Below are 17,902 nucleotides of genomic sequence, written 5' to 3'. Positions count from 1 at the left end.
CGACACACGGACAGCGATAAGGCATTGTTCGCTTATGCAAGGATCGCTCAAGGGTTGGTGGCGAGCGATTGCCATTTGGACCGCGGTCGGTTTCCTGCTGTCGTTCGGCGCCGCTTGGCTGTTCGAATGGCTCTTCGTATTCGCCGTCTTTGTCTACGGCGCCTTCGCGCTCGCAGGCATTGTCGTATTTGCCGCCCTTGTATGGATGTCCTTCGGGGCCATAAGGCAACGCTGGCTGCTGATCGCGGCCATGCCCGCTTCCGCGACGGTGCTGGTGATAAGTTTTCCGTGGTTGGCTGCGCTTGGGGGCGATGCGCTCCTCAAGCATCAGTTCGAACAGAACGCCACCTGCTACGAAGCCATCGTCGCGGCCGCGGAATCCGCCGATCGGCCAGCCCCACCCTCGTGTGGTGGCATCGCACACCAGATCGATCGCGGTCCGCCGCTGCGGGTCGCCTTTGCGATCGGCGGCTTTTTGGACAACTGGCATGCGTTCGTCTACGACCCCAGCGGTCGGATTGATGACCTGGACTGGAACGACCCGAGCCAAGCTTCCCTGCGAAAGCTTTTCGGCGGCGACCTTGTGGCCTGTCGTCGACTGAGGGATCGTTTCTATCACTGCGGCTTCACCTAGCGGTCCCGGCCCGCCGGCGCCTACGGCCAGCTGCCGACATACGGCTACCTTCGACAGCAAGGCCGGAACCGTTCCTGGGATGCGGCTTCTCTAACGGCGCGCCCCCCTCAGATCCCGATCCGCCGCAGTGAACCGCTTCACTTCGCTCGTAACGCCAGCACGATACAAGCACCCCAGGCATTGGAACGCGGTGGGGGCATGAGCCGCCGCCCTCAGCCAAGAGGACGGGACGATGATGAGCATCATGAAGGGCGCGATGATTGCCGGCGCCGGGCTGCTGGCTCTGGCCTCGAACGCGGCGGAAGCGGTGGTGTACAACGTGACCACCGGCGGCACTATCCTTGCCGGCACCGATTTCGGCCTGTTCGGCGCGCAGGCGCCGCGCGACCTCGCCGGCCTCGGCTACACCATGACGATGACGGTCGATACCGCAGGCGGCACCGAGATCGGCGACCCCATCTCGTTCGCTGCCTTCGGCGCCGCGCCCGGTGCCGTGTTCGTCTCCGTCACGGTCGACGGTTCCACCTTCTCCGGCTTCAGCGGCAGCACCTCGTTCGCCAGTATGATCCAGGGCACGCTCAGCATCGATGGCCTGCCCTTTGACGGCATCGACAGCTCGGCGGAAGGCACCGGCGCCGGCGGGCAGTTCGTCTCGGCGCTGCAGCTGGTCTATAGCCTGGTCAATCCCTTCGTCGCCGGCGGCGGCGACCCGACACAGACGCTGACCTATACCGTCGATCCGAACCTCGACATCCTGGCCGGACAGTTCATGTCGAACGGACCGCAGGGCGACGCCGAATTCTATTTCGCGCCGGCCTGGATCGCGCTCAACGCAGCGGTGATCGATGTCGCGGAGCCGGGCGCGATGGCGCTGCTGGGTCTCGGCCTGTTCGCGCTCGGCATGGTGCGGCGCCGTGGCTGAGCTGCGATAGCGCCGGGTCGATGCTTGCATTGTCGGCGCGATCCAGGCGCGATTCGCTGTCAGATCGTTTTACAACCGTGTGACCTCCCCGGCGCACCGCCCCCGGTTTCAGCGGCTGGCACGTGGCTTGCTGCATTATAGCCGGGCCATGCAGCCGGCCGCCCACCAGCGCCCGGCCGTACAATGTTAGCGTCTGGGGGATTGCATGCTTCGACCGCTGGCGGCCGTCATCACGGCCCTCGCTTTCCTTGCCGCCACGCCTGCCGAGGCTGTCGTATTCACGATCTCCGGCGGCGGCACGGTAATCCTCAGCCGGGATTTCGATGGCCTCTACAGCCCGGTGGTGGAGGATGCGCTGGTCGGCCAGCGCTGGACCATGAGCATCACCGTCGACACCGACACGGCCACGACAGCCGATACCGATCCGCCCCACGGGGGCATCTATTACGGCCCACATCCGCAGGGCACTTTCGTCAGCCTGACCGTCGCCGGCATCACCCGCTCCGGCTATTCCGGCGCCGCCGCCTATAACGCCGGCCTGGTCGACTATCTGCCGGCCTTGGATGGCGTTCCCGGCGCCTATGACGCGCTGCTCGCCGACACCGCCGGTTCCACCTCGCCGCAGCAGATCGACGCCTCGCTCTGGGTCTACAGCGCCCTGCACGATGTCACGCCGAGCGGCGACCTGACCGATTCCTTCATGTATCTGGTCGATCCGGCACAGGATATCACCATCGCCAATTTCTCGACCTACGGGGCGGAGGGCGCCGCCTATTTCCACTTCGATCTAGAATGGATCGCGCTCAACTGGCCGCTGGAGGTGCCGGAACCCGGCACGCTGGCCTTGCTGGCCATCGGGCTGGCCGGTCTCGGCGCCGCGCGGCGCCGGAACTAGGGTTCACCGCTTCGCGGCATCCTCGATCTTCTGGCCGGCCTTCTGCAAATCCTTACCCGCGCCTTCCACCGTGTTGCAGGCGGCAAGGCCGGCCGCGACCAGCGCGGCAAGGGCGAGCCGGGCAAAGCCCGAACGACTGGGTCGCACCGATTGTCCCCCGTTCAGAAACGGCGCCCGAAGGCGCTCCACACCCGGACACTATAGGCGGAAGCCGCTGAAAGGGTTACCGCCGGACCGATAGCGGCGGCCACAGCCGGGCTTTGCTATTACAGGTCAAAACCGGATAATGGCGCCTCTGTTTCCGGCTCCGAACCAGCTCGAAGAAGGCACGACCTTGACCGCCCAATTCCGCATCCAGCGCACGACCAGCCCGAAGCCCGCCCGCGCCGCCAACGAGACGCCGGCCTTCGGCACCGTCTTCACCGACCATATGTGCCTGATCGATTTCCACGAGGGCAAAGGCTGGCACGACGCCCGCATCGTGCCCTATGGCGGCATGCCGGCCGATCCGGCCTCAACCGTGCTGCACTACGGGCAGGCGATCTTCGACGGGCTGAAGGGCTTCCGCGGGCAGGACGGCGTGATCCGCCTGTTCCGTCCGCGGGCCCATGCCGAGCGGCTGAACCGCTCGGCCGAGCGGCTCTGCATTCCGGCCCTCGATGTCGACACGGTGGTCGAGACCTTCGTTCGGCTGGTCGATATCGACCGCGACTGGGTGCCCTCGGCGCCGGGCACGGCGATCTATCTCCGCCCGACGGTGATCGCCAACGAAAACTATCTCGGCGTCCGCCCGGCGCATGCCTATACCTACTTCCTGATCCTTTCGCCGGTCGGCGCCTATTACGCCGAAGGTACCGCGCCGGTCGCCATCCTGGTCGAGGACGAGTTGGTGCGCGCGGCGCCCGGCGGCCTCGGCGCGGCGAAGACGCCGGCCAACTACGCCGCCAGCCTGCTCGCGGCGGAGCGCGCCAAGAAGAAGGGCTACACCCAGGTGCTCTGGCTCGACGCCGTGCACCGCAAGTATCTCGAAGAGGTCGGCACCATGAACATCATGGTGAAGATCGCCGGCGAGGTGATCACGCCGCCGCTGAGCGATTCCATCCTCGCCGGCGTGACGCGCGACAGCGTGCTGACCCTGTTGAAGGACTGGGGCGTCAAGACATCAGAGCGCCCGGTCTCGATCGACGACGTGGCCGAGGCAGCGGCCAAGGGCACCCTCGAAGAGATGTGGGGCACCGGCACCGCCGCCGTCGTGTCGCCGGTCGGCCGGCTCGGCTACAAAGGCAAGGACATCACCATCAATGGCGGCAAGACCGGCCCACTGACCCAGAAGCTCTACGATTCCATCACGGCGATCCAGTACGGCAAGGCACCCGACCCGCATGGCTGGACCATGCCGGTGATGCCGGCGCGCTGATTCCATCCGCCCGCCGGCGATGCGCTTCGCAAGCTTCCAGATTGCCGGCCGGCCGACCTACGGCGTGATCGACCCCGCCATGATCGGCGGGGCGCATCTGCGCGATCTCGGCCATGTGCTGGGTGACGCCTATCCGGATCTCAAGACGCTGATCGCCAGCGGCCGCGCCGGCAGGATCGCGGCCGAGCAGCTGGCCGGCGCGCCGCGCTATGCGCTGGACGCCGTCTCGCTGCTGCCGCCGATACCCAACCCGGACAAGATCGTCTGCATCGGCCTCAACTACGCGAAGCACGCGGCCGAGGGCGGGATGAAGATCCCGACGCACCCTTCGCTCTTCCTCCGCCTGAACAACACGCTGGTCGCCCATGGCGGCGCGCTGGTGCGCCCCAAAGCATCCGGCGACATGGACTACGAGGGGGAGCTTGCGGTCGTCATCGGCGAACCCGGCCGACATATCGACAGGGCGCGGGCGCTGGACCACGTCTTCGGCTATGCCTGCTTCAACGACGGCTCGATCCGCGATTTCCAGTTCCAGCACTCGGTCGCGGTGGGCAAGAATTTTCACGCCACCGGCGGCTTCGGACCATGGATCGCCAGTGCCGAGGAGGTCGGCGATCCGGCGCAGCTGACCCTGGTCACCCGCGTCAACGGCGCCGAGATGCAGCGCGGCGAGACCAGCGACCTGATCTTCGACGTGCCGGCGATCATCGCCTATGTCTCGACCTTCACCCCGCTCGCCGCTGGCGATGTGATCTCCACCGGCACGCCGGCCGGAGTCGGCTTCGCCCGCAAGCCGCCCGTCTGGCTCAAGGCCGGCGACACGGTGGAGGTCGAGATCGACCGCATCGGCGTGCTGCGCAACACCATCGCCGCCGAGGGCTGAGCGAGGCGCGAGCCGACTACCGGAATGCGCCCGACCGGTCGAACAGGCGCACGGCCATGCCCGCCACCAGGGCCAGGACGAGACAGCCGAGGCCGACCAGCAGCGCCGCGATCGAGGCGCCATGTGCCGCGGCCAGGGCGAAGAAGGCGGCCACGCTGAGATAGCCGAGGCCGGCCAGTCCCAGCAGGATCATGGTCAGCCCCACCGCCATGCGCCGCAGCAGGCGCGTCGCCGCAAGCTCGGCGCGGGCCAGGGCGATGACGGTGAGCGAGCGTGCGATCAGAAGTGCGGACATGATCCCTCGCGCCGCCGGCTCACCGGCGGCCGAGCAGCCAGCCGATGGCGACACCAGCGCCGATCGCACAGGCAAGCGATGTCAGCGGGCGTTCCGCCACGGCCGTCTCCACGCGCTCGATCTCATGTGAGGCCAGGTCGCGGGCCTGCTTGGCCATTGCGCCGCTGCCGTTGAGCAGGCTGGCGATGTTGTCGCTCAGATAGGTCGACGTGCTGCGCGCCTGATCGAGAAATTCCTGCGCCTTGTCGGACAGCGAGGCGGCGACGTCGGCGCCCTTCTTCTCCCCGTACTGCTCGACCAGGCCGGTAAGCTGAACCAGATGCGTCTTCAGAACGTCGAGCTCGCGGCCGATCTCGCGTTCGATGGTGTTGCCACGGCTGCGGGCCATGTGATGCCTCCCAAATGTTGACCCGTCCGGCGCGCCTCAGGCAGCGCCGGGCAGGTCCGTATGGAATGGAAACCGGTGCCGGTTAGTTCTTGGCGTCGTCCGCCTTCCGTTCGATCGCCTTGCCGCCGCTCTGCATATCCTGGCCGGCACCCTCGATCGTGTTGCAGGCGACGACCGAGACGGAAAGCAGCGCGGCGGCAATGATGGCGGCGATGTTTCGCGCGCGCGACGTGAGGCACGTCATTGGGGTGCTCCTTCTTTGCATCAGGCATGCGATTGCCGCGAGGTAACGCGCCGGCCGAGCTTTGGTTCCATGCCAGGAACCGGGACGGCGAGCTTGCGGAACCCGCTCCCGCATCAGATAGATGAATCAATCTCCCTGTTCGGCAGGGCCGCGCCGGTTGGCGGCGATGGAGGTTTGCATGGTGCGCGTCGTCGGAATCGACCACCTCGTCGTCCGGGTCGGCAATTTCGAGAAGTCCAAGGCCTTCTACGGCCCGCTCTTCGAGTTTCTCGGGTTCGAGGTGCTGGGCGACTACGCGGACATGATCGGCTGGAGCAACGGCAAGACCCGTTTCTGGATCGCACGCGCCGAGCCGCGGGCGCGCCGTTACCGGGCTGGCGATGTCGGCTTCCACCATTATGCCTTCGAGTTGCGCAGCCGCGCCGATGTCGACGCGCTGCAGGCCTATCTGCAACAGGCCGGCGCCCGCATCGTCGACCCGGCGGACGAGTACTACGACGACTACTACGCCGTGTTCTTCCTCGATCCCGACGGCATGAAGCTCGAAGGCATGAAATGGGGCGAGCGGCAGGCGAAGGCCAAGCGACGGAAGGCAGCCAGGCGTCGCGCGAAGAGCTAGCGTCGCGGGCCGCCAGCGCTAGATTGATCACCATGCACGCATCGCATTTCGACAAGCGCCGCTATCCCGTGGTCAATGCGGCGACTGGGTACGGCGAATGGGCGGTCAGCTACGAGGAGACGGTCGCGACCGGCCTCGACCGGCCGCTGCTCGCGCAGCTCGTCTCGATCGACTGGCCAAGCGCCGGCCCCGCCGCCGATCTCGCCTGCGGCACCGGCCGCACCGGCGCATGGCTCGCGGCGCGGGGCGTCGCGCCGATCGACGGCGTCGACATCACGCCCGCCATGCAGGATCAGGCGCGGGCCAAGGGCGTCTACCGCGCGCTGCACATCGCAGATGTCGCAGCGACGCCGCTGCCGTCCGGCAGGTACCGCCTCTGCACCCTGGCGCTGGCGGACGAGCACCTGGCGACGCTCGACCCCGTTTACCGGGAAGCCGCGCGCCTGCTCGCCCCCGGCGGCGCCTTCCTGCTGATCGGCTACCACCCGTTCTTCCTGATGAACGGCATGCCGACGCATTACCATCGCGCGGACGGCGAGGCCGTGACCATCGAGAGTCACGTGCACCTGTTCAGCGATCACTTCGCCGCCGGCCGCGGCGCGGGCCTCGTGCTCGACGAGTTCCGCGAATGCGTGATCGACGAAGCCTGGCTCGCCACCAAGCCGAAATGGCGCCCCTATCTCCACTGGCCTGTCAGCTTCGCGCTGTTGTGGCGACGGCGGCCGTAGTTCAAATCGGCTCGATCGCCGATGGGTCATGTGCGTACAGCCAGGCCATCGCGGCGATCTGGCGATCGCCCGTATTGGCCATCGCCGCGTCGCGGGCCTGCTGCTCCGGTCCGTCGGGCAGGTGAAAGCGGGTCTTGTTGGCGCGTGAGAGATCCTGCAGCCGTGTCGCCCGCGGCCGGCGAAGCGTCTCATAGCGCCGCAACGCAGCCGGGCCGGGGCCTTCCTGCACAAGGCACGCCGCCAGCGCGGCGCCGTCCTCGATCGACTGGCCGGCGCCCTGCGCCATGAACGGCAGCATGGCATGCGCCGCATCGCCGAGCAGCGTCACCCGCCCGGCCGACCATTGCGGCAGCGCGACGCGGTCGAACAAGGCCCATTTGAAGGTCTGATCGACGGCGCCGATGATCGCGCGCACCTGCGGATGCCAGCCTTCGAAAGCGGCCAGCGCGTCGGCCACCTCGCCCGGATCGGTCCAGCTCTCGCGGGTCCAGCTGTCCTGCTCGATCACCGCCACGAAATTGACCAGCGTCGCGCCGGCGACGAAGTAGTGCACGAAGTGACGGCCCGGCCCCATCCAGTTGTTGGACGCAAGCTCCAGATCGAGATGACGAAGCCGTTCGACGGGAACCAGCCCGCGATAGGCGATGCAGCCGGTGAAGCGTGGCGCCTCCGGCCCGAACAGAAGCTTGCGGACCTCGGAATGGATGCCGTCGGCGCCGATCGCGATCTCCGCCTCGGCCGCGCCGCCATCGGCGAAGCGGAGCGTCACGCCGTCGCCTCGATCATCCAGCCCGATCAGCCGTTGCGCCGTCTGCACGGTGCCGGCCGGCAAGGCGCCGGCCAGCGCCGCCAGAAGGTCGGCGCGGTGGAAGTGGTAGTACGGCGCCCCGTAGGCGGCTTCGAGCTCGGCGCCGAGCGGCGCCCGCTGCAGGGTGCGGCCATCATCCCAGCGCCGCTGGTGCACCGCCACGGGACGCACGCCGCGCCGGTCCAGCGCCGGCGCGAGGCCCAGGCGATGCAGGATGCGTGAAGCGTTGGGCGCGATCTGGATGCCGGCGCCGACCTCCGACAATGCCCCCGCCTGCTCGTAGACCCGAACGTCGAAGCCGGCGGCGCGCAACGACAGCGCAGCGGCAAGCCCGCCGATGCCGCCGCCGATGACGGCGACCCGGCCGTCGGTCATGCGGCGAGCCAGTCCCGCAGCGCGCGGTTGGTGGCTTCCGGCTGCTCCATCGTCGGCAGGTGGCCGCTCTCCTCGATATAGACCAGCCTGGATCCGGTGATTCCGGCGGCGATCTCTTCGGCCAGCGGCGGCGGCGTGCGCGCATCCTGCCGGCCGACCAGCACCAGGGTCGGCACGCGGATATCGGCAAGGCCCGGCCGGCTGTCCACCCGCGCCATGATGGCGGTCTGCTGGCGCAGGAACCCGTCCGACCCGATCTTCCGGGCCCCGGCTTCGAGGCGGCTCAGCAGCTCGGTATCGTTGGCGCGGTCGGGATGCACGAATTGCGGCAGCAGGCGCGAGGTGACGCCCTTGAACTTGCCCACCTTGGCCAGCGCCAGCATGTCCTGGCGGAACTTGACCTGTTCCGGCGTGTCGGGCCGCGCGGAGGTGTCGAGCAGGGCGGCGCGGATCACCCGATCCTGCGCCTGGCGCAGGATCTCGAAGGCGATGTAGCCGCCCATCGACAGGCCGGCGAGCGCGAAGCGGGACGGCGCCTTTTCCAGGACCGCGCGCGCGATCGCCGGAATGGAGTCATGCGCCGCATGCTCCATTGTTGCCATCGGCTCGGCGATATCGGCGAGGCCGGCGATTTGATCACGCCACAGGTCTTCCGAGCACAGCAGGCCGGGGACCAGAATCAAGGGCTGACGGTTCATTTGTGATTAGGCAATCCTCTGTAGAATCGGTGCATTCTCTTGAACGCGATTGCTTTGGCACCACGGGGAACGACGGCGTGACCATACAGATCGAAGCGCCACCGCCGGCACGGCTGCGCGAACCGGCCGTGATCGGCTCGCCGGACGACCCCGGCCTGCACCCGAAGCTACGGGACCTCTGGCGGTTTTGGAACATGCTGCGCGGCGAGCGCACGACGCCGCGCTGCGACGAGGTCCACGCCGCCATCCTGAAGCCATGGCTCGGCAACGTCCTGCTGCTCGACGTCGTCGATGGCGGGCGCGACTTCCGCTACCGTGTCTACGGTACCGTCGTCGCGGCGCATTTCGGCTTCGACCTGACCGGCCGCCTGGTCAGCCAATGCGTCGATCTGATCGGCCCGAAGCCGCTGCAGGAATATCGCCGCGTGACCGAAGCCCGCTCTCCGGAGGCGGTGGCGCGGATCAGTCCGGCGGCGCGCGACCATCTGCAGATGGACAAACTCGCCTTGCCGCTCGCCGCAATAGACGGCGGGCCGGTCACGCGCATCCTGGCCGGCCTCTATGCCTCGGAAGCCGAAGAGACGCGCGCCTCCTAGCAACTCGCCGCGGCGGATACTTGGTCATGCGGGATCGTCGGGGCGCAGGCGGAACTAATTGAGCTCCATGCCCGCTCCCTGAAGGGCGGTACCGAGAGTCCGTAGAATTTCGCCCGGGCCGTAGGGCTTCCGCACGATCGGGCGGCTGCGCAGTTGCTCGGGAAGAGACGGCGCGTCGCGTCCCGTAACCAGCAGGAACGGAATCTCGCGCCGTACGAGTTCATCCGCGACGGCAATCGTCGTTTCGCTTCCAAGATTCAGGTCCAGCAGCGCAGCGTCGAACCCCTGTTCTCCGATCTTTCGCAGCGCGGCAGCGACGGTGTTCGTTGTAATGATCAGCCCATAGCCGGCGCTTTCAAGGATCATTTCGATATCCATGGCAATGATGGCCTCGTCCTCGACCAGCAGAATCTGCATGGCGCCAGGATCCTTCATTGCGCCGCTGCTTTGCGATCTATGACGAAATTGTCCTCCTGCATCGGGATGCGGAAGGTGACGACCAACCCTTCCGGCCGGAAGTCCTTCTCCAGGGACGCACCCAGCGCGGATTCCAATTCCCGGTCGATCAAGCGCGTCCCGAAACCAGCTTGGCGCTGCTCCGGTACCGGCGGCCCATCGATTTCGCGCCATTCCACCAAAAGCCAGTCCCCGGCATGGTCGTAATCCCATGCAACGTTCAGCCGCCCCTTTTCGTTCGCCAGGGCCCCATATTTTTGTGCGTTGGTCGTCAGCTCGTGGATAACCAGACCGAGCGCCAGCGCGGCGCTGGGGCGGCAGGCCACGTCGGGTCCCTTCAGTTCGACGCGATCGTCATAATCCTGCAGCTTGTCAGTGAAGATCTCGCGCATGGATACGCTGAGCCAGTTCTCCCGTGACACCAGCGTGTAGGAGCGCGCCATCGAATTCAGTCGGCCAAGAAAGGCCTCGGTGAACTCGGCGTTCGACTTGCTGTACGCCAAGGTCTGTTTCGCGATAGCGCCGACGATCGTCAGCATATTGCGCACGCGGTGGTTCAACTCGCCAACCAAGGTCTTCTGGTGCTCTTCCGCCTCGATCAGGCTGGTGACATCGACGAAGGTCACCAATACGCCGTCGATCGCATCGCTTCGGGCCATGTAGGGCACCACGCGCATGAGATAATGGGCGCTCCCGTCGGCGCGCTTCACCCGGCGTTGAACCGGTTGGCCGCTCGCAAAGACCGCCTCGATCTCGGCCCGCAATTCCTCGACATTGCCGACATGGCTGACGATATCCGTGAGCGGCCGGCCGCGATCCGACGGGATCAGCTTGAAGATCGACGTCGCCGCCGGCGTGAAGCTCCGAATCACCAGCTTCGGGTCGAGGAACACAATGGCGATGCCGGTACTGTCGAAGACGTTCCGCAGATCGGCATGAGCGCGATCCAGCTCTTCGATCTTGGCATTCAGCTCCAGGTTGACGGTCTGCAGCTCTTCGTTGACCGATTGCAGTTCCTCCTTGGAGGTCTCCAGTTCCTCGTTGGTCGATTGCAGCTCCTCGTTGATGGATTGCAGTTCCTCGTTAGAGGACTTCAGTTCCTCGACCGAGGTTTCGTATTCCTCCACGGTTCCCTGCAGGCGCTCGCGGGTGTCGCGCAATTCGGCTTCCAGCCGCTCCATCGCGCCCTGCTGCGTGTCCTGAGAAGGATCGAAATGGGGATGCGCATGCTCCGCCGGCTTGGGCGGGCCCATATCTTCGAATACCACCAGAAACAGAGGGTCGTTTGGATTATCGCCGAACGGCTCGATGGTCAGGTGCACGTTCTGCACGCGATCGTCGCTCTCGACCGCGATGTTGCTGCGTTCCACCACGCGACGGCTCTCAATCGCATCGCGCAGCGCGGCGCGGATATCGAGCCGGAGGCCCCTGCGCGCCATCGCCATCAGCTGGCGGTTGGGCTGACCGGCCGCCGGCTCGAGATATCTCCCGGTGCGGCCCGAATAATGAAGGATGTCCCCGTCCCTGTTCACCACCACATGGGCTGGCGCGAAGCGGTCCATGATGCGCGCGTCCACGTCTCGGCGAACCGTGGCCACCATGGCCAAGGATTCGGGCCTCGGTTCGGCGCCCGCGACGATCCGCGGTGGCGTGGCAAAGCGCGAAAAGTGCAGCGGCGCGTAGACGTTGTCGCGGCGGCGGAAAATGCGGTACCGCTTCTCGAGCGGCTCGAACAGCTCGGTGCCCTGGCTCACATTCTCGGATGTACCGAGAAAGAGAAAGCGGCTGGGGCGCAGCGCGAAGTGGAAGATCGGCATGACCCTCGCCTGGAAGTCGGTGCCGAAATAGATCAGCAGGTTGCGGCAGGAAATCAGGTCGATGCGCGAAAACGGCGGGTCGCGCAGCACGCTGTGCGACGAGAACATACAGAGATCGCGGATCTCCTTGGTCACGGCGTAGGTGACGTCGTCGCCGGTGAAGAACCGGTTCCGCCGCTCGGGTGATACGCCGTCCATCAGCGGCGCCGGATAGCGGCCGGCACGCGCGACATTCAACGCCGCATCGTCGATATCGGTCGCGAAGATCTGCACCTTGGGCGTATTCCGCAGCTTGTCCATGTGCTCGCGCAGCAGGATGGCGATCGAATACACTTCCTCGCCGCTTGCGCAGCCCGGCACCCAGACGCGCACCATGTCATCGGCGCCCTTGCCCTCGAACAGCTTGGGCACGACCGTCTCCGCCAGTGCCTGGAATGCCGAAGGGTCGCGGAAAAAGTTCGTCACCCCGATCAGCAGATCGCGGAACAGCAGCTTGACCTCGTCGGCATCGCTGCGCAGCCGCTGCACGTACTCCGGCGGACTTGCAATTTGCAGCATCTGCATCCGCCGGCGCACGCGGCGCATGAAGGTCAGCTGCTTGTACCCGCTGAAATCGTGGCCAACCTGATTCAGCAGCAGCTCACAGATTTCCTGCCGCAACTGCCCGACCGGCGGCGAGGGTTCCGCCGGCTCTGCCATCAACGCCTTTGCGATGGTGGCCAGCTGTGCGCCGATCTGCTCGACCGGCAGCACCAGGTCCACGACCCCGCTTGCGATGGCCGTGGTGGGCATGCCGCTGTGCTGCGGCGCGCTGCCGTCGCTGCCCTGCACGACCGTGATGCCGCCGCGCTCCTTGATGGCCTTCAGGCCGAGCGTGCCATCGGTGCCGCTTCCCGACAGCAGGATGCCGATCGCATACTCGCCCTGCGATTGCGCCAGCGACGCCAGGAACACGTCGACCGGCTTGCGTTGCACTTCGGCGCTGCGCGGGTGCAACTCGAGCCGGCCGCTCGCGATGGTCAGTATGTGATCGGCAGGACAGACATAGACCTGGTCGGCGGCAGCGAGAACGCCGTCCTCCGCCGATTGCACGTGCATTGGGGTGAAGCGAGCGATGATCTCCGGCAGGGCGCTGACATGCCCGCGCGCCAGATGCGTGACGATCACGAAGCCGAGACCCGTATCCGGCGGCAGATTGCGAAACAACGCCTCTAGCGCTTCCAGACCGCCGGCCGAAGCTCCGATGCCCACGATCGCCACCGGCGGATGCGCCATGTCGTCCATCTCAATGTATTCTCCCGAAGAAGCCGGAGGCCGCTCACCAGTCGACCGCTGTGCCTATCGGACGAACCCCGCGTGCCGGCACCTTTCTCGCCCTGGCGCCTGTCTAACGATAAACGCAGAATTCAGCTGATTGGCTTCACTTTGATTCCAATGGCAGATTCGTCCCCGAGAGGCTCGCCCCTCACGCTACGGCTTCAAAGGGGCTGCGGCGCCTGCGCGCACCGATAACCCGGATAAAAGTGCCTCAACCGGACCGCTTGGCCAGAGTTGCCAGCAGGCGACGACTACGCGCGATCGACCAGCGGGAGTTGGCCAGCCCCTCCTCCACTTCCGCCGCGACATCGGCGGCGGAGCCGGTGACCCAGAAGGGACGGTCGCCATCCACCCCATTGAGGCGGACCACACGCTCCCCGTTCCGCCAGAGTTCCGCCGCCTCGCATTCGTCGTGGCAAGCATGGAACACGGCGCCCGCCAGTCTCAGAGCCTGCAGATCGGATTCAGCTCTGAACCTCTGGTGGCCGACCAGGCGCGCGCCATGATCGGTGAAATAGAGCTGATAGCCGTGGGTGCCAGTCATCGCAGTACCCGCGATTATGCCAACGCGCACATTACATGAAGCGACGGCGCGCATAGAAACCTTTCCACTGTCAAGCTGGCATGCGCCGCTTCGTCCGCGCCAGCAGGATCAGCGGGATCGCCAGCGCGCTGGCGGCGGTGATCATGCCGAAGGCGTTGAGATAGCCGATCATCGCCGCCTGGCGGTTGATCTCCTTCGACAGCTTGGCCAGGCCCGTCGTGGTTTCCACGTCCCAGGCGCCGACGACCCAGGGCAGCGACAGGGCCGGGTTGTACGGATTGATCAGTTCGATCAGGCGCGCGTAATTGGCGCCGGTCGCGCGCACGATCTCGGCGACGCAGATCGAGATGAACACGCTCGATCCCAGATTGCGCAGCAGGTGGAACACCGCCGAGGTCTCGGCCAGATGCCGCGGATCCAGCGTCGAGAAGGCGAGGATGGTGAGCGGCACCCAGATCAGCCCGGTGGCGAGCCCCTGCAGCGCGTTGGAGAGCGCGAGTTCCCCCATCGTCATGTTGAGATCGACGACGGTGAGCAGATAGCCGGCATAGGTCTGGATGGCGAAGCCCACGATCAGGCCGAAGCGCGGGTCGAAGCGGCCGATGAACATGGCGAGGAAGAAGCCGGCCACGGCGCCGGTACCGCGGGCGGCCAGGATCTCGCCGATGATACTGTCGGGATAGCCGGCATGAGTCTGCAAGAGCGGCGGCAGCAGCACGACCGGCGTGAAGTTCAGCATCCCGTAGAGCGTGACCAGGCCGAGCCCGATTGCATAGTTGCGGTCGAGCAGCAGCTTCAGGTTCAGGAACGGCTTGTCCGCGGTCAGGCTGTGCGCGAGGAACAGATAGAAGGCGAGCACGGCGCCGCAGGCCTCCAGCCAGATCTCCGGGCTCTCGAACCAGTCGAGCCGCTGGCCGCGGCTCATCATCAACTGCAGGCAGGTGATGGCGGCGGACAGCGTGAGGAAGCCGGTCCAGTCGAGCCGGGCGCGGCCGCTCGGATGGTCGCGCGGCAGGATGGCGACCAGGCCGACCAGCGCGATCACGCCGACCGGCACGATCATGAAGAAGGCGGCGCGCCAGCTATAGACCTCGCTCAGATAGCCGCCGAGCGCCGGCCCGATCACCGGCCCGATGACGACCCCCATGCCGAAGATCGAGGTGACCGTGCCGTGCAGCCGCTTCGGAAACGTGCCGAGCAGCACGGTCTGCGACAGCGGGATCACCGGCGCGCCGACCGCGCCCTGTACCACCCGCCAGAAGATGAGCGCTTCCAGGCTGTCGGCCAGGCCGCACATCAAGGTCGCGGCGGTGAAGCCGGCGACGCTGAAGGCCATGACCCGCCGGTTGCCGAAATTGCCGGCGAGCCAGCCGGTCGTCGGCGTCGCCACCGCGGTCGCCAGGATATTGAAGGTCATGGCCCAGGAGATCTCGTCCTGGGTCGCCGACATGGTGCCCTGCATCTGCGGCAGCAGCACGCTCGCCACCAGCAGCGTGGTGGCATAGAGCGTCGCCGACAGCACGACGAAGAACAGCAGCAGGTAGAGGCGGAAGCCGGTCGCCTCCCGCCTTTCGTCGGTCCCCTCCCCATGCAAGGCTGCGGCGTCGGTCATGACAGGATGGAGTATCGCTTAGCGGTCGATCATTTGTAAGATCGCACCATACGCGTGTCGCAGGGAGGATGCGGCCCGGATTCCGGGCCAGGCCGCGATGAAGCATTGAGGCGCCTGATCGTCCGAACGTTCTTGCTCGTCGTGATCCCCGCGGCGGCGATCGTGCTTGGGCTCGCCTTCTACCTGCATGGCGGACGCCACGTTTCGACCGAGAACGCCTATGTGAAGGCCGATATCGCCCAGGTCAGCGCCGATGTGGCGGGACGGGTGATCGAGCTCAACGTGCGCGACCATGCCGAGGTCAAGGCCGGCCAGGTGCTGATCCGCCTCGATCCCGAGCCCTACCAGCTCGCCCTCGCCAAGGCCGAGGCCGACCTGCAGCTCGCCCGCCACGCGGTGGAGACCATGCGCGCCGCCCACAAGGAGGCGATCACCGAGCTGCGCGAGGCGGAGGCGCATCAGAGCTTCACGGAGAAGAATCTGTTGCGCCAGCGCGCCCTGCAGGAGCGCGGCGTCAGTGCCATGATTCGTCTCGAGAACGCCCAGCACGATGCCAGCATCGCCCGCGAGAAGGTCAATGTGGCGCGGCAGAAGGTGCAGAAGGTGTTGGCGGCGCTCGGCGGCCAGGCCGACCTGCCATACGAGAAGCACGCTCACTATCTCGAGGCCAGGGCCAGGCGCGACCGCGCCCAGTTCGATCTGGAGAAGACCACCCTGGTGGCGCCGATCACCGGCATCGCCGCCAATGTCCGCGTTCAGCCCGGCGAATACATCAAGGCCGCCACGCCGGTCTTCAGCGTGATCGGCAGCGAGCGGCTGTGGATCGAGGCCAATCTGAAGGAGACCGAGCTCACCTGGGTGCGCGCCGGCCAGGCCGCCCGCATCGTCGTCGACGCCTATCCCGATATCGAATGGGAGGCGGTGGTGGAGAGCATCAGCCCCGCCGCAGGCTCCGAATTCGCTTTGCTCCCGCCGCAGAACGCCTCCGGCAACTGGGTGAAGGTGGTGCAGCGCGTGCCGGTCAAGCTGCAGCTGGTGAACCCGGCGGCCGAGCCCGCGCTGCGCGCCGGCATGACCGCGGAGATCCGGATCGATACCGGCCGCCAGCGCACGCTGGCCCAGCTGATCGGCAGCGTGATCGCCGCGGTGCGGCCCGGCGAGCCGGAACCCGGCCGCCCGGGTCAATAAACCCCAAGGTGCGTATCGGCGATTGATTGTTAACCATTTTCAAGGGCTTATATCTTAGTTTTTGCTTGCCCATGCGCTCGACGACTTGTTCGCATGCGCGAAAAGCCCTTGACTTTTCGGGGCTTACTCTCATCTTGACCCACGAAGAAGAAGGCCGCGCGGCAGCCGCGCGGGATTGAAAGGTTCCTGCCACCGCATGAGTTTTCTTGAACTGGGTCTCAGCCCGGAAGTCTGTCAGGCCGTCGCCGACGCTGGCTACACCACCCCGACCCCGATCCAGGCCGCCGCGATCCCGCAGGTGCTGATGGGGCGCGATGTGCTGGCGACGGCGCAGACCGGCACCGGCAAGACCGCCGCCTTCACGCTGCCGATGATCGACGTGCTGGCGCAGGGCCGCGCCAAGGCGCGCATGCCGCGCTCGCTGATCCTGGAGCCGACGCGCGAGCTGGCCGATCAGGTCGCGACCAATTTCGAGAAGTACGGCAAGCACCACAAGCTCTCCATGGCGCTGCTCATCGGCGGCGTCTCCTTCGGCGATCAGGAGAAGATCATCGACCGCGGCGTCGACGTGCTGATCGCGACGCCGGGCCGCCTGCTCGACCATTTCGAGCGCGGCAAGGTGATGCTGAACGGCGTCAAGACGCTGGTGATCGACGAAGCCGACCGCATGATGGACATGGGCTTCATGCCCGATGTCGAGCGCATCGTGAAGCTGCTGCCGACCATCCGGCAGACGCTGTTCTTCTCGGCGACGATGGCGGCCGACATGCGCCGCCTCGCCGATCAGTTCCTGACCAACCCGAAGGAAATCTCGGTGGCGCGGCCGGCGGCGACCGCGACCAATGTCGAGCAGGGTCTGGCGGTGGTGCCCGACGAAGACAAGCGCGAGGCGCTGCGCAACCTGATCCGGCAGGAGAACGTCAAGAACGCGATCATCTTCTGCAACCGCAAGCGCGACGTCGACATCCTGCACAAGTCGCTGGTGCGGCACGGCTTCAATGCCGCTGCGTTGCACGGCGATCTCGTGCAGTCGGTGCGCATGGAGACCTTGGCCAAGTTCAAGGCCGGCGAGATCAGCCTGCTGGTGGCGTCCGACGTCGCCGCCCGCGGCCTCGACGTGCAGGGCATGAGCCACGTGTTCAATTTCGACGTGCCGATCCACTCGGAAGACTACGTCCACCGCATCGGCCGTACCGGCCGCGCCGGCATGACCGGGCGCGCCTTCACGCTGGCGACCCCGGATGACGGCCGCTTCGTCGCCGATATCGAGAAGCTGATCGGAAAAGAGATCCCGCGCATCGAAATCCCGGGCGTCGCGACCGTTGCCTTCGAGGAAGGCGACGGCCGCCGCCGTCGCGGCCGCCGCACCGCCGCGCCGAAGCGCGAGGGCCGTTCCGAGGGCCGGGGCGAACGCAGCCGCAGCGAGCGCCCGCGGCGCGAGCGCAGCAAGCCCGAGCAGGTCGAAG

General features: G+C 66.5%; 20 protein-coding genes. 10 read left to right on the top strand and 10 right to left on the bottom strand.

Translation table 11 applies throughout. The annotated features are described in order from the left end of the window. Positions 1-34: 34 nt before the first annotated feature. From DT074_RS14910 to DT074_RS28530, 3 genes are all read left to right on the top strand, one after another. Positions 35-634, top strand: coding sequence for a hypothetical protein (locus DT074_RS14910; protein WP_119420649.1), 600 nt, complete (start codon positions 35-37; stop codon positions 632-634). A gap of 232 nt (positions 635-866) precedes the next feature. Next, entirely contained in the window at positions 867-1,556 is a 690-nt protein-coding gene (locus tag DT074_RS14905) for a PEP-CTERM sorting domain-containing protein (protein ID WP_119420648.1), read from the top strand. Between the two features lie 205 nt (positions 1,557-1,761). Continuing rightward, complete coding sequence (locus DT074_RS28530; protein WP_368744685.1) at positions 1,762-2,451, top strand: PEP-CTERM sorting domain-containing protein; 690 nt, start codon at positions 1,762-1,764, stop codon at positions 2,449-2,451. A 3-nt stretch (positions 2,452-2,454) separates the two neighbouring features. Here DT074_RS28530 and DT074_RS14895 read toward each other — a convergent pair whose 3' ends face one another. Further along, positions 2,455-2,553, bottom strand: a complete 99-nt coding sequence (locus DT074_RS14895) for an entericidin A/B family lipoprotein (RefSeq protein ID WP_162914923.1) — start codon at positions 2,551-2,553, stop codon at positions 2,455-2,457. Positions 2,554-2,785: 232 nt separating this feature from the next. Here DT074_RS14895 and DT074_RS14890 point away from each other — a divergent pair, with 232 nt between their 5' ends. Both DT074_RS14890 and DT074_RS14885 read left to right on the top strand, forming a co-directional pair. After that, the gene (locus DT074_RS14890; RefSeq protein ID WP_119420703.1) at positions 2,786-3,868 is read left to right on the top strand and encodes a branched-chain amino acid aminotransferase; all 1,083 of its coding nucleotides are present in this window, start codon (positions 2,786-2,788) and stop codon (positions 3,866-3,868) included. Positions 3,869-3,887: 19 nt separating this feature from the next. After that, positions 3,888-4,751, top strand: coding sequence for a fumarylacetoacetate hydrolase family protein (locus DT074_RS14885; protein WP_119420646.1), 864 nt, complete (start codon positions 3,888-3,890; stop codon positions 4,749-4,751). A 16-nt stretch (positions 4,752-4,767) separates the two neighbouring features. Here the strand turns inward: DT074_RS14885 and DT074_RS14880 are convergent, their stop codons facing one another. The 3 genes from DT074_RS14880 to DT074_RS14870 all read right to left on the bottom strand — a co-directional run bounded on the left by DT074_RS14880 (position 4,768) and on the right by DT074_RS14870 (position 5,678). After that, positions 4,768-5,046: a hypothetical protein gene (locus tag DT074_RS14880; protein WP_119420645.1), complete on the bottom strand. Its 279-nt coding sequence runs from the start codon at positions 5,044-5,046 to the stop codon at positions 4,768-4,770. Between the two features lie 19 nt (positions 5,047-5,065). Then, complete coding sequence (locus tag DT074_RS14875) at positions 5,066-5,434, bottom strand: hypothetical protein (RefSeq protein WP_119420644.1); 369 nt, start codon at positions 5,432-5,434, stop codon at positions 5,066-5,068. 82 nt (positions 5,435-5,516) lie between these two features. Then, complete coding sequence (locus tag DT074_RS14870) at positions 5,517-5,678, bottom strand: entericidin A/B family lipoprotein (protein ID WP_119420643.1); 162 nt, start codon at positions 5,676-5,678, stop codon at positions 5,517-5,519. A 178-nt stretch (positions 5,679-5,856) separates the two neighbouring features. On the opposite strand from DT074_RS14870, the gene DT074_RS14865 reads away from it, so the two are divergent. Together DT074_RS14865 and DT074_RS14860 are read left to right on the top strand one after the other, a co-directional pair. Next, positions 5,857-6,297: a VOC family protein gene (locus DT074_RS14865; protein WP_119420702.1), complete on the top strand. Its 441-nt coding sequence runs from the start codon at positions 5,857-5,859 to the stop codon at positions 6,295-6,297. Between the two features lie 32 nt (positions 6,298-6,329). Further along, positions 6,330-7,025 carry a class I SAM-dependent DNA methyltransferase gene (locus tag DT074_RS14860; protein ID WP_119420642.1) on the top strand — a complete coding sequence of 232 codons (696 nt, stop codon included), beginning with the start codon at positions 6,330-6,332 and terminating at the stop codon, positions 7,023-7,025. Position 7,026: 1 nt separating this feature from the next. Here DT074_RS14860 and DT074_RS14855 read toward each other — a convergent pair whose 3' ends face one another. Both DT074_RS14855 and DT074_RS14850 read right to left on the bottom strand, forming a co-directional pair. After that, on the bottom strand, positions 7,027-8,208 hold the full coding sequence (locus DT074_RS14855) for an FAD-dependent monooxygenase (protein WP_162914916.1): 1,182 nt from the start codon (positions 8,206-8,208) through the stop codon (positions 7,027-7,029). After that, a complete protein-coding gene (locus tag DT074_RS14850; protein WP_119420641.1) occupies positions 8,205-8,906 on the bottom strand; it encodes an alpha/beta fold hydrolase in 702 nt (233 codons plus the stop codon). Before DT074_RS14850 ends, DT074_RS14855 begins: the two co-directional genes overlap by 4 nt. Before the next feature lie 77 nt (positions 8,907-8,983). Here DT074_RS14850 and DT074_RS14845 point away from each other — a divergent pair, with 77 nt between their 5' ends. Beyond that, positions 8,984-9,502: a PAS domain-containing protein gene (locus tag DT074_RS14845; RefSeq protein WP_119420640.1), complete on the top strand. Its 519-nt coding sequence runs from the start codon at positions 8,984-8,986 to the stop codon at positions 9,500-9,502. Positions 9,503-9,556: 54 nt separating this feature from the next. On the opposite strand, the gene DT074_RS14840 is transcribed toward DT074_RS14845, so the two are convergent. The 4 genes from DT074_RS14840 to DT074_RS14825 all read right to left on the bottom strand — a co-directional run bounded on the left by DT074_RS14840 (position 9,557) and on the right by DT074_RS14825 (position 15,248). Next, positions 9,557-9,919: a response regulator gene (locus DT074_RS14840; protein WP_162914915.1), complete on the bottom strand. Its 363-nt coding sequence runs from the start codon at positions 9,917-9,919 to the stop codon at positions 9,557-9,559. Positions 9,920-9,933: 14 nt separating this feature from the next. Continuing rightward, on the bottom strand, positions 9,934-13,059 hold the full coding sequence (locus DT074_RS14835; RefSeq protein WP_119420638.1) for a chemotaxis protein CheB: 3,126 nt from the start codon (positions 13,057-13,059) through the stop codon (positions 9,934-9,936). A 244-nt stretch (positions 13,060-13,303) separates the two neighbouring features. Further along, positions 13,304-13,636 (bottom strand): hypothetical protein, encoded by a 333-nt coding sequence (locus DT074_RS14830; protein WP_119420637.1) that lies wholly within the window; start codon positions 13,634-13,636, stop codon positions 13,304-13,306. 70 nt (positions 13,637-13,706) lie between these two features. Beyond that, positions 13,707-15,248 carry a DHA2 family efflux MFS transporter permease subunit gene (locus tag DT074_RS14825; protein WP_119420636.1) on the bottom strand — a complete coding sequence of 514 codons (1,542 nt, stop codon included), beginning with the start codon at positions 15,246-15,248 and terminating at the stop codon, positions 13,707-13,709. Between the two features lie 141 nt (positions 15,249-15,389). On the opposite strand from DT074_RS14825, the gene DT074_RS14820 reads away from it, so the two are divergent. Together DT074_RS14820 and DT074_RS14815 are read left to right on the top strand one after the other, a co-directional pair. Continuing rightward, complete coding sequence (locus DT074_RS14820) at positions 15,390-16,436, top strand: HlyD family secretion protein (protein ID WP_368744689.1); 1,047 nt, start codon at positions 15,390-15,392, stop codon at positions 16,434-16,436. Positions 16,437-16,632: 196 nt separating this feature from the next. Beyond that, positions 16,633-17,902 (top strand): DEAD/DEAH box helicase (locus DT074_RS14815; RefSeq protein ID WP_162914913.1); only part of this gene is annotated, 1,270 nt, incomplete at its 3' end.

Source organism: Desertibaculum subflavum (assembly GCA_003576705.1).
In the GTDB taxonomy this organism is placed as follows: Bacteria; Pseudomonadota; Alphaproteobacteria; order Ferrovibrionales; family Ferrovibrionaceae; genus Desertibaculum; species Desertibaculum subflavum.
Note: the sequence above shows the minus strand (reverse complement) of the source record. Positions and strands in the feature narration are given on the sequence as shown.